General features: G+C 57.5%; 9 protein-coding genes. 5 read left to right on the forward strand and 4 right to left on the reverse strand.

Going from position 1 to position 11350, the window contains the following annotated elements:
- Positions 1–9: 9 nt before the first annotated feature.
- From EC915_RS02435 to EC915_RS02450, 4 genes are all read right to left on the reverse strand, one after another.
- Complete coding sequence (locus EC915_RS02435) at positions 10–1335, reverse strand: sugar ABC transporter substrate-binding protein (protein WP_133748926.1); 1326 nt, start codon at positions 1333–1335, stop codon at positions 10–12.
- Positions 1336–1576: 241 nt separating this feature from the next.
- Entirely contained in the window at positions 1577–2482 is a 906-nt protein-coding gene (locus EC915_RS02440) for an AraC family transcriptional regulator (protein WP_133748927.1), read from the reverse strand.
- Between the two features lie 118 nt (positions 2483–2600).
- On the reverse strand, positions 2601–3803 hold the full coding sequence (locus EC915_RS02445) for a glycosyltransferase family 4 protein (RefSeq protein ID WP_133749400.1): 1203 nt from the start codon (positions 3801–3803) through the stop codon (positions 2601–2603).
- 91 nt (positions 3804–3894) lie between these two features.
- A complete protein-coding gene (locus EC915_RS02450; RefSeq protein ID WP_133748928.1) occupies positions 3895–4257 on the reverse strand; it encodes a response regulator in 363 nt (120 codons plus the stop codon).
- A gap of 273 nt (positions 4258–4530) precedes the next feature.
- Between EC915_RS02450 and EC915_RS02455 the strand changes: the two genes are divergently transcribed.
- The 5 genes from EC915_RS02455 (at position 4531) to EC915_RS02475 (ending at position 11247) form a co-directional block, all read left to right on the forward strand.
- Entirely contained in the window at positions 4531–8043 is a 3513-nt protein-coding gene (locus EC915_RS02455; RefSeq protein WP_133748929.1) for a response regulator, read from the forward strand.
- Between the two features lie 48 nt (positions 8044–8091).
- Positions 8092–8913, forward strand: a complete 822-nt coding sequence (locus EC915_RS02460; RefSeq protein WP_133748930.1) for a protein-glutamate O-methyltransferase CheR — start codon at positions 8092–8094, stop codon at positions 8911–8913.
- Positions 8910–9527, forward strand: a complete 618-nt coding sequence (locus EC915_RS02465; RefSeq protein WP_133748931.1) for a chemotaxis protein CheB — start codon at positions 8910–8912, stop codon at positions 9525–9527. The genes EC915_RS02460 and EC915_RS02465 overlap by 4 nt, the downstream gene beginning before the upstream one ends.
- The gene (locus EC915_RS02470; protein ID WP_133748932.1) at positions 9521–10702 is read left to right on the forward strand and encodes a hybrid sensor histidine kinase/response regulator; all 1182 of its coding nucleotides are present in this window, start codon (positions 9521–9523) and stop codon (positions 10700–10702) included. Before EC915_RS02465 ends, EC915_RS02470 begins: the two co-directional genes overlap by 7 nt.
- 167 nt (positions 10703–10869) lie before the next feature.
- Positions 10870–11247, forward strand: a complete 378-nt coding sequence (locus tag EC915_RS02475; protein WP_133748933.1) for a response regulator — start codon at positions 10870–10872, stop codon at positions 11245–11247.
- The last annotated feature ends 103 nt before the right edge of the window (positions 11248–11350 follow it).

Below are 11350 nucleotides of genomic sequence, written 5' to 3' on the forward strand. Positions count from 1 at the left end.
CGATCGGGATTAACCCTTTTTCGGGTAGCCCGCGCGCTTCATCTCACGCTCGGACACGCTTTGCGCGTTGGTCAGTGCCTGATCGACAGACGAGGTGCCAACCAGTGCCGCGGAGAACTGCTGGCCGACAGAGGTGCCGATGGACTGGAACTCAGGAATGGTCACCAGCTGGATGCCCACGTATGGAACTGGCTTGAGGGTTGGCGCCTTGGGCGTCACGGCCTTGAGCGACTCCAGGGTGATGTTGGCGAACGGCGCGGCCTTCTTGTACTCCTCGGTGTAGGTCGAAGCGCGAGTGCCCGGCGGTACGTTGGCCACGCCATCTGTCTTGGCAACCAGTGTGGCGTACTCCTTGGAGGTCGCCCACTCGGTGAAGGCGCGCGCGTCCTTGTCGTTCTTGGCACTGGTCGGAATTGCAAGGGCCCAGGAGTACAGCCATGCCGAACCTTTATCGGTGACTTCATGCGGTGCATAGGTGAAGCCTACGCTGTCGGCCACCTTGCTCTGAGACTTGTCGGTGACGAAGGAGCCGGCGACGCTGGCGTCGACCCAGATTGCGCACTTGCCACTGTTGAACAGTGCAAGATTTTCATTGAAGCCGTTGCTGGATGCACCGGGAGGGCCGTCTTTTTTCATGATGTTGACGTAGAAGTTCAGCGCGTCCTTCCACTCAGGCTGGTCGAACTGCGGTTTCCACTGCTCGTCGAACCAGCGCGCGCCGAAGGCGTTGGCCACCGTGGTGATCAGTGCCATGTTCTCACCCCAGCCAGCCTTGCCGCGCAGGCAAATGCCGTACTGTTCCTTGGATTTGTCGGTGAGCTTATCGGCGAACTCGTTGATCTGGGTCCAGGTCGGACGCTCGGGCATGGTCAGCCCCGCGGCCTTGAACAGGTCCTTGCGATAGTAGGTAATCGAGCTTTCGGCATAGAACGGCAGGGCGAACAGTTTGCCTTCCACCGATAGACCGTCACGCACCGAAGGGAATACATCGTCCACGTCATACGCAGCGGGCAGGCCATCCATCTCTTTGAGCCAGCCTTTGGCACCCCAGAGTGAGGCTTCGTACATGCCGATGGTCAGCACGTCGAACTGACCACCCTTGGTGGCGATATCCGTGGTCAGGCGCTGACGCAAGACGTTCTCTTCCAGGACGACCCACTTGAGTTTGATATCGGGATGCTGTTCTTCGAAGGTCTTGGACAACCGCTGCATGCGGATCATGTCGCTGTTGTTGACGGTGGCGATGGTCACATCACCTGCGCTGGCGCTGTTGCAGAGGGTCACGCCGAGAGTGAGACAGGTGCCAGCAAGGAGAACTTTTGCAGAGGTCTTCATTTATCACTCCTCTTCTTCGCCGGGAGGCGATAGAAGCATGGTTATTGTTTTTGTTCCTTCCGCAGACCAGGAAGAATGTCCAGTGATTACAACGGGCCGCACGGACGTTGACAAATCCTGCGGCACACTAAAACTGATACTTTCTTGCACTCGACGTTCAGGCGGCAACACAGCGAATCTGCGTTCCCACAGGCTGCGGCGCAGTTCCAGCGTAGTCCATCAGCAAGAAAGAGCAGGCAGATCAGTACAGGTTTTGTTCGGTCAGGCGCTGTACGGCGAGGCGTCTGTAGTGGGACGGGGTCATGCCCTTGAGTTTCTGAAAGCGTCGGTTGAAGTTGGAAATATTGTTGAAGCCGGACTCGAAGCAAACATCGGTCACCGGCTTGTCGCCATCGGCCAATAGCTCGCAGGACTTGCTGATGCGCAGGCGATTGACGAACTCGACAAAGCAGCGCCCGGTGGCCTGCTTGAACACGCGAGAGAAATAGGTGGGCTTCATGCCCAGATACTCAGCCACTTCTTCCAGCGGCAGCTCCCGGGCGTAGTGAGTGAAGATGTACTCCACCGCCTTGTTGGTGCGTTCCACCGCATGATCATCCGATAGCTCGGACGCCGTTGTTCCCGACAGCAGTTGGTAATCATCACTGGCGGCCAACAGTTCCAGCAGAATAAAAAAGTGCCCCAGGCGGGTTATGCCGCTGGAATCGGCGATTTTCTGCATCAGCTTAATGGCCTGACGAACCGTACGTCTGCAGCGAAACTCGATACCGTACTGCGCCCGCTCCAGCAACGGCCCCAGGGTTTTCAGCTCGGCGAACACCTGATTGCCGCTTTCCAGCAACTCCTCGGTGAAATTCACCAACATGTCACGTTTGGGCACCACCTGATCTTCATCGATCTGGCTGATCCAGTTGTGCGGCAGATTGGGACCTGTGAGGAATAACGTACCCGGATAAAAATTGCCGATGTAATCGCCAACGAACACCTTGCCGGAGCTGGCGACGATCAGGTGCAGTTCATATTCCTTGTGGAAATGCCAACGCACCAGTGGGCAGGGAAAGCCGTGTTCGCGGTAGATGATCGACAGACCGTTATGGTCGTCCATCAGCTCATAGGACGGGTCAGTGACTTTTGTTGTTTTGGTCATGCCGATGCCGGATGTGAAGAGTGGCGTAAGGCTTAATGTGCACTATTTCCCCTGTGCAATACAGCGGGGACCCTTCGACCAACTATCTCCACTCCGCGTTTAGCGCTTCGTTGCCTGCTCACGAGGTCCTGTTTTTGGCCTCGATCCACTGCGACATGTATTGCGTGCTTTTATGCCGATGATGGCGAAGCATCGCACCCGTAAAGTTTGCTGCGCGATGTGCCTCCAGGTGTTCCAGCAATTGGTGAATCCGTTTAATCAACGTCGCGCAATGCAGCTCTTGCCGAAAGCGCGCGTGCAGCACTTGCCAACCCGCGTGTTGAGCCCGCTGCCACAATGCCTGGTCCTTATAGAGTCGCACCGCGGCGTCGGCCAGTCCTTGGGCATTGTCGGCAATCAAACCGGGAAACGGCAGATCGCCGTGCATGGCCTCGGCCCCAACGGGCGTTGTGACCGTCGGGGTGCCACAGGCCATCGCATCCATCACCTTGCCCTTGATGCCTGCACCGAAACGCAATGGCGCCAGCGAAACCCTGGCATTGGCCATCACTTCCAGCGCGTCCTCAGCCCAGTCCATGATGTGAAAGCCCTGAGCGGCGTTGTGCAGCGCGGTGGCCTTGGGTGGGGTGTAAGCGCCATAGACGTGCAACTGTGCGCCGGGCAATTGCTGGCGAATCAGGGGCCAGATCGTCTGTCTCAGCCACAGCACCGCGTCCCAGTTCGGCGCATGGCGGAAATTGCCAATGGTCAGGAAGTGCGCGCGCTCCTCGAAGCCTTTGCCGGTATCGGAGATGTCGCGCAGCATCAATGGGCACCAGTGCAACAGCGTCTCGGGCACCCGGAAATAGCGGTTCAGGAAATCGATTTCCACATCGGAAACCACAAGGCTCAGGTCGCAGCGGTAGAACGAGGCCACTTCACGCTGTGCCAGATCCGTCACGGCCATGCGCGCAAACAGGGCCTCGCCAGGGGCAGCGAACAGTTCTTCGGTATTTTCGTGACCATTGGCCAGCAGCTCCTTGAGACGCTGATGCCGGCTGTGCCGCAGGCTCTGTAAGTCGCAGGTTTCCAGCACTCGAAGTGCATGTGGGGCGTGTTTCTCAACCCGCCAGCCGAACTGTTCCTCCATCAGGAATTGATCGAACAGCACCACATCAGGCTGAAGTTCGCTGACGAAGGTATCGAACGTGCTGCTGTTCAGTTCGATGGCCACCTCGGTGACGCCCAGAGTGGACAGCTCGGCCCTGCGTTCGCCCTCGCTGGCGGCGCTGGCGAAGGTGATCTTCCAGCCCTGTTCGAGAAAACAGTCGATCAGTTGCATGATGTGGCCGCTGGCCGCAGACGACCGGGGCTCCGGCCACACATAACCGATGATCAGCAGGTGAATGCGGCCTCCCGTATTGCTGGAACGTTCAGGCGCCAAGGATGCTATTGACCTTGTCGCGCAACTGGTCGATCGAAAAGGGTTTGCCGATCAGGTGCATTCCCGGCGGTACTTCAATGTTCTCGGCATAGCCACTGGCGAACAGAATCGGCAGGGAAGGGCGCAACTCGGCCGCTTTCTTCGCCAGCTGGATGCCGTCCATGTCGGGCAGTCCCTTGTCGGTCATCATCAGATCGATGATTTCGCCCTCATTCCCCAGGTAAGTCAGTGCTTGAGCGCCGTCGGCAGCCTCCAGTACCTGATACTCGAGCTCTTCGAGCACGTCGATGATCAGCATCCGGACGATGCTGTCATCTTCAACCACCAGAATCGTGCTGGTTGGGTCGGACATTAATATTTCCTTCAAATGGGCGAGAAACGGGGCAGCCGAAGTTCAGCCTCACCGCGTGAAAATCAAGCCAGTGATTGTGCCAACTTTAAGGTGTCAAAAATACGATTCAAATGAGTGTAATGGCGCATGGGAATCACTCAAACGTATATTACCTATACTCGCGCAAGAAATCTAAAGTCAGAAAATTCAGTAGGCTGTGTCAGATGTAGGAGTTTTTTCTTTAGGTTTACGGCAAACTCAGTGGTTTAGCCGAACTGCCCTGGGCCCCACGTGATGATCAACACCTCTGCCGTCGATGAGCAACGCTTTCGCAAACTTTTGAGCCGCAACGTCAGCTTGCCTTTGGCGGTTGGCGTACTCAGTGCTGCATTCTTCGTGTTTCTGATCACCTATCTGCTGTCGGTTATCCAGTGGGTCGAGCACACCGATCGTGTGATCAACAATGTCAACCGCTCACTCAAATTGTCGGTGGACATGGAAACCGGCATGCGTGGCTTCCTGCTGACCGGCGACGAGCGCTTTCTCGATCCTTACGAGGTCGCCAAGCCGAGCATCCTGGCCGAGCTTCAGGGGCTTGAAGAACTGGTCGCCGACAACCCTACGCAAGTTGATCGCTTTAAACGTCTGGCTGCCTTGCAGTCATCGTGGAACGAGTTCGCCCAGGAAATGATCGTGTTGCGCCGGACCGGTGGTGATTACACGACCCCGATCCAGAGTCGACGCGGCAAGCGCCTGACGGACGAAATCCGTGATCAATACGATGAGGCGGCCAACGTCGAGCATCAGTTGCGGCTGACGCGCAATACCGATGTCACTCACACTACCGTGCTGTCGGTTTCGCTCTACATCGCTTTCATTGTCATCGTCAGCGGGATTCTGGCTTGGGTCGGTCGTCGTGACATGACTACGCTTTCGACCACTTACGCATCCAACCTCAAGGCCCAGCAGGAAGACGCCGAGCGGCTGGCGCATATCGCCTGGCTGCGCAACGGTCAGAGCGAGCTGGCAGAACAGGTGATCGGCCAACTGACCTTGAACCTTCTGGGCCGTAATATCCTGCATTTCTTCGCCCAGCACCTGGGCGCCGTGGTCGCGGCAGTGTATGTGCGCCAGGAACATGGTGGCCTGGTGCGTGTGGCCTCGTATGGCTTTTCGCGTGAGCAGGAGTTGCAGGAGCAATCGATCTACAGCGGGGAAGGGGTGGTCGGCAAGGCGGCCGAGCAGGATCAGATCATTACCCTGAACGATGTCTCGCTGGACTATTTCAAGGTTACCTCCGGTCTGGGAGAAGGTTCGCCGCGCAGCGTGATCGTGGTGCCGACCAGCAACGACGATCAGGTCAATGGCGTCGTCGAGCTGGGCTTCCTGCGCGAGCTGACCGAGCGGGATATCGAATTCCTCGAACTGGTGGCCGACAACGTCGGGACGTCCATCGAGGCAGCCCGCTACCGTCAGCGATTGCAGGAAGTGCTGGCGGAAACCCAGCAACTCAACGAAGAATTGCAGGTTCAGCAGGAAGAATTGCGCACCGCCAACGAAGAGCTGGAAGAACAGTCGCGGATTCTCAAGGAGTCCCAGGCGCATCTTGAAACCCAGCAGGCGGAGCTGGAGCAGACCAACGAGCAACTGGCCGAACAGGGCAAGGCCTTGGCTGACCAGCGTGATGCGCTGGATCGTAACAACGAAGAGTTGCATGTGGCTCAGGTCGAGCTTGAGGCGCGTGCTGATGAACTGCAGCGCTCCAGCAAGTACAAGTCCGAATTCCTCGCCAACATGTCCCATGAGCTGCGCACCCCGCTGAACAGCTCGCTGATTCTGGCAAAATTACTCGCCGAGAATCCTCAGGACAATCTCACCGCCGAACAGGTCAAGTTCGCCGAGTCGATCTACTCGGCTGGCAACGATCTGTTGAACCTGATCAACGACATTCTCGACATTTCCAAGGTCGAGGCCGGCAAACTGGACATGCGCCCCGAACACAGCAGCGTCAGCCGGCTGGTCGAAGGTCTGCGTATGACCTTCGAGCCGTTGGCGGCCGAAAAACGTCTGCAGTTCTCGGTCGAGATTCAGCCAGGCGCACCGGTTTCCCTGTATACCGACCGCCAGCGTCTGGAGCAGATTCTCAAGAACCTGCTGTCCAACGCAGTCAAGTTCACTGAAACCGGCGCCGTGAGCCTCACCGTTTCACGTCAGCCTGGCGAAGGCATCGCCTTTACCGTGCGCGATTCTGGCATTGGTATTGCCGAGGATCAGCAGCAAGGCATTTTCGAAGCGTTCCGTCAGGCCGATGGCACCACTAACCGCCGCTACGGTGGCACAGGACTGGGGCTGTCGATTTCCAGGGATCTGGCGCGGTTGCTGGGCGGCTCGATTTCGGTGACCAGTGAACCGGGGCAGGGCAGCATCTTTACGCTGGTGCTGCCTGAGGAGTATGTCGAGCAGGAACCGTCGCAGTACGCCGACCATTCATCGGTAGTGGCCCATGTCGCGCCGACGCCGACACCGGTTACAGCCGTCGCACAGGCCCCCCTACAGGTCACCACGGCGACAGCTCAGCATATCCCCCGGTTCGCCGACGACCGCGAACTGGCGCCATTCAGCAAACGTTGCATTCTGGTGATCGAGGATGAGGTGCGCTTTGCCCAGATCCTCTACGACCTTGCTCACGAACTGGGTTACCACTGCCTGGTCGCGCATGGCGCCGACGAGGGCTTCGAACTGGCCTCCACTCTGCTGCCGGACGCGGTGCTGCTGGACATGCGCCTGCCCGATCATTCGGGGTTGACCGTGTTGCAGCGTCTGAAGGAGATGCCGTCCACGCGGCACATTCCGGTGCATGTCATTTCGGTGGAGGACCGTCAGGAAGCTGCCCTGCAAATGGGCGCCATCGGCTATGCGGTTAAGCCGACCACCCGCGAAGAACTCAAGGACGTGTTCGCCCGCCTGGAGGCCAAGCTCACGCAGAAAGTCAAGCGCGTGCTGCTGGTCGAGGATGACGCCTTGCAGCGCGACAGCATCGCCCGGCTGATTGGCGATGACGATATCGAAATCACTGCCGTAGGGTTTGCCCAGGATGCGCTGGAGCTGCTGCGCGATAATGCCTACGACTGCATGATCATCGATCTGAAACTGCCGGACATGCTGGGCAATGATCTGCTCAAGCGCATGTCTACCGATGAAATCTGCGCATTCCCGCCGGTCATCGTCTATACCGGACGAAACCTGACCCGTGATGAAGAGGCGGAGCTGCTCAAGTACTCGCGCACCATCATCATCAAAGGGGCGCGCTCGCCGGAACGGTTGCTCGACGAGGTCACGCTGTTCCTGCACAAGGTGGAGTCGCAGCTGTCCAACGAACGGCAGAAGATGCTCAAGACGGCGCGCAGCCGGGATCGTGTGTTCGAAGGGCGCAAGATTCTGGTGGTCGATGACGATGTGCGCAACATCTTCGCGCTGACCAGCGCGCTGGAACACAAGGGCGCTATCGTTGAAGTCGGCCGCAACGGCCTGGAAGCCATCGAAAAGCTCAACACCGTGGAAGACATTGATCTGGTGCTGATGGACGTGATGATGCCTGAAATGGACGGCTTCGAAGCCACTGCACAGATCCGCAAGAACCCGCGCTGGCGCAAGCTGCCGATCATCGCGGTGACTGCCAAGGCCATGAAAGACGATCAGGACCGCTGCCTGCAAGCCGGCTCCAACGATTATCTGGCCAAGCCCATCGATCTGGACCGGTTGTTCTCTTTGATCCGTGTCTGGCTGCCCAAAATGGAACGTATCTGAATGAATCAAATCAATTGATGACGCCCTTTGAGAGACCAGGTTTTACCGATGCCCCATGAGCGAAATACCGAGATCGAAATTCGATTGCTGATCGAGGCGATCTACCTGAAATACAGCTACGATTTTCGCGATTATTCGGGGGCGTCGGTGAAGCGACGTGTCGCTCATGCGCTGACTCAGTTCGAGTTGAAAACCATATCGGCGCTGCAGGAGCGAGTCTTGCACGACCCCTCGGCGTTCATGCAGCTGTTGCAGTTTCTGACGATTCCAGTCAGCGAGATGTTTCGTGATCCGTCGCACTTCCTGGCCATACGTCAGGAAGTCGTGCCGCTGCTCAAGACCTACCCTTCGCTGAAAGTCTGGATCGCTGGATGCAGCACCGGGGAAGAGGTCTATTCGATGGCCATTCTGCTGCGGGAGGAAGGGTTGCTGGACCGCACGATCATCTATGCCACCGACATCAATCCCAGTTCGCTGGAAAAGGCCAAGCAGGGCATCTTTTCGATGGAAAGTATCCGTGGCTATAACGAAAACTATGTGAAGGCGGGCGGTAAGCGGCTGTTTTCCGACTACTACACCGCTGCCTACGATTACGCCATTTTCGACAAGACCCTGCGCGAAAATGTGACGTTTGCCGATCACAGTCTGGCCACCGACAGTGTGTTTTCCGAAACCAACCTGATCTCCTGCCGCAATGTGCTGATCTACTTCAACAAGAAGCTGCAGGACAGAGCGTTCGGGCTGTTTCAGGAGTCGCTGTGCCATCGCGGATTCCTGGTACTGGGCAGCAAGGAGACGCTGGAGTTCTCGGGCTTCAAAGACGGATTCGAACCACTGGTCAAACAAGAACGGATCTATCGCAAATCATGAGGACGGCCTTTCCCGGTACCGATTCTGACCCGCCAGCATTACCCAGAGTGAACGCGATTGTCGTCGGCGCATCTGCCGGCGGTGTAGAAGCATTATTGAAGATTTTCAGGCCGTTACGCAGAGGCTTCACGTTGCCCATCATCGTGGTGCTGCACGTGCCCGATGAGCGTCGCAGCCTGCTGGCCGAGGTGTTCGGCTCGAATCTGGCGATACCTGTGAAAGAGGCGGATGACAAAGAAGTGATTACGCCTGGCACTCTCTATTTCGCTGCACCCGGGTATCACCTGTCGGTGGAGGAGGATTTGACGCTGTCCTTCAGTCAGGAGGAGCGCGTGTATCACTCGCGTCCCAGCGTCGACATTCTCTTTGAGTCTGCGGCCGATGCTTACGAAGCCAGGCTGGCAGGCGTGCTGCTGACCGGCGCTAATAACGACGGTGCCAGAGGCATCGCACGCATCAGGGAATACGGTGGTCTCACCGTCGTTCAGGATCCGGCACAGGCGTTGGCGCGTGCCATGCCCGAGGCCGCACTGGCCTTGCATACACCGGACTTTCTGTTGTCTTTGGCCGACATTGGCCAGTTGCTTGTCGAGCTGGAACGAATCGCATGTTGAGTGAAATTAAAGCCAAGTTGCTGATCGTCGATGATCTGCCGGAAAACCTGCTCGCCCTTGAAGCATTGATCAAGCGCGAGGATCGTCAGGTCTATAAGGCGCTGTCTGCGGACGAAGCGTTGTCGCTGTTGCTGGAACATGAGTTCGCCATGGCCATTCTCGACGTGCAGATGCCGGGCATGAACGGCTTCGAGCTGGCCGAGATGATGCGCGGCACCGAAAAGACCAAGAACATTCCCATCGTCTTCGTCAGCGCTGCCGGACGCGAGTTGAACTACGCCTTCAAGGGTTACGAAAGCGGTGCGGTGGATTTTCTGCACAAGCCGCTGGACATCCATGCGGTGAAAAGCAAGGTCAACGTCTTCGTTGATCTGTATCGCCAGCGCAAGGCCATGAAACAACAGGTCGAAGAGCTCGAACGCAGTCGGCAGGAGCAGGAGGCACTGCTGCGTGAACTCAAGTCCACGCAAAACGAACTGGAACGTGCCATTCGTATGCGCGATGACTTCATGTCGATCGTCTCCCACGAGGTGCGTACGCCGCTCAACGGCTTGATCCTGGAAACCCAGCTGCGCAAGTTGCATTTGGCCAAGGACAACGCGTCGGCCTTTACCATGGACAAGCTCAAGGCCATGGTCGAGCGCGACGAACGACAGATTCAGAGCCTCATTCGCCTGATCGAAGACATGCTGGATGTCTCGCGGATTCGCACCGGGAAGCTATCGATCCGTACGAGCGCGTTCGATCTGTCCGAGCTGGTGGTCAACCTGGTGGAAAGTTATTCCGCCCAGATCGCCGCCGCGCAAAGCGTGGTCACGCTGCATGCCGGCGAGCCTGTGATCGGTGTCTGGGACGAGTTCCGCATCGAGCAAGTGATAGCCAACCTGCTGACCAATGCCCTGCGTTATGGCGCGCACAAGCCTATTGATGTGCGTATCTACAGTGAAGGCAACGAGGCGCGAGTCGAGGTCAGGGACCAGGGCATCGGTATTAGCGCGGAGAATCAGAAACGCATCTTTCAACAGTTCGAACGGGTTTCAGCCAGTCACGCGGTGTCAGGCCTGGGTCTGGGCCTGTTTATTTCCGATCAGATCGTGTCGGCCCATGGTGGCACGATCACGGTCGAAAGCGAGGAGGGCTGCGGCTCGATGTTCCGCGTCAGCCTGCCGCTCTGAACCCTGTTGCGTCTGCATTCGCCCGGGTTAGAGCGTTGCGTTTAATGCCTCTTACGGTGCTGTTGAATGTCCCGTGTACGCCTGAGTAAATATCTGATTTATCTGCGCAACCTCTAGAGCGGGCCATGGTCGTAATGGCAGCTATTTATAAGATTGAAGGCGTTCCAATGAGCTCTGATGCTGAAAATGTCGTCCTGATCGTCGAAGACGAGCCGCTGATTCTGATGCTGCTCTCCGACTATCTGTCGGGGGAGGGTTATCGGGTGTTGCAGGCGGAAAACGGCGAGCAGGCTTTTGAAATTCTCGCGACCAAGCCGCACTTGGACCTGATGATTACCGACTACCGTCTGCCGGGCGGGGTGTCCGGCGTGATGATCGCCGAACCCGCCGTGAAACTGCGACCGGAGCTGAAAGTCATTTTCATCAGCGGCTATCCTGCGGAAATCGTCGAGACGGGCAGCCCGATCGTGGGCAAGGTACCCATCCTGGCCAAGCCGTTCACGATGGAAACCTTGCGCTCGAAGATCCAGAGTCTGTTGCAATGATCATCGGCTGATCAGGCAGGGACGCATGTGCTCGCGATGCCGGTTGCACGCAATGGCACCGGTCCAATGCCCCAACGGCTTGGCGGCCACTCACCACCGATGT

This window comes from Pseudomonas sp. LP_7_YM (genome assembly GCF_004364435.1).
Lineage (GTDB): Bacteria > Pseudomonadota > Gammaproteobacteria > Pseudomonadales > Pseudomonadaceae > Aquipseudomonas.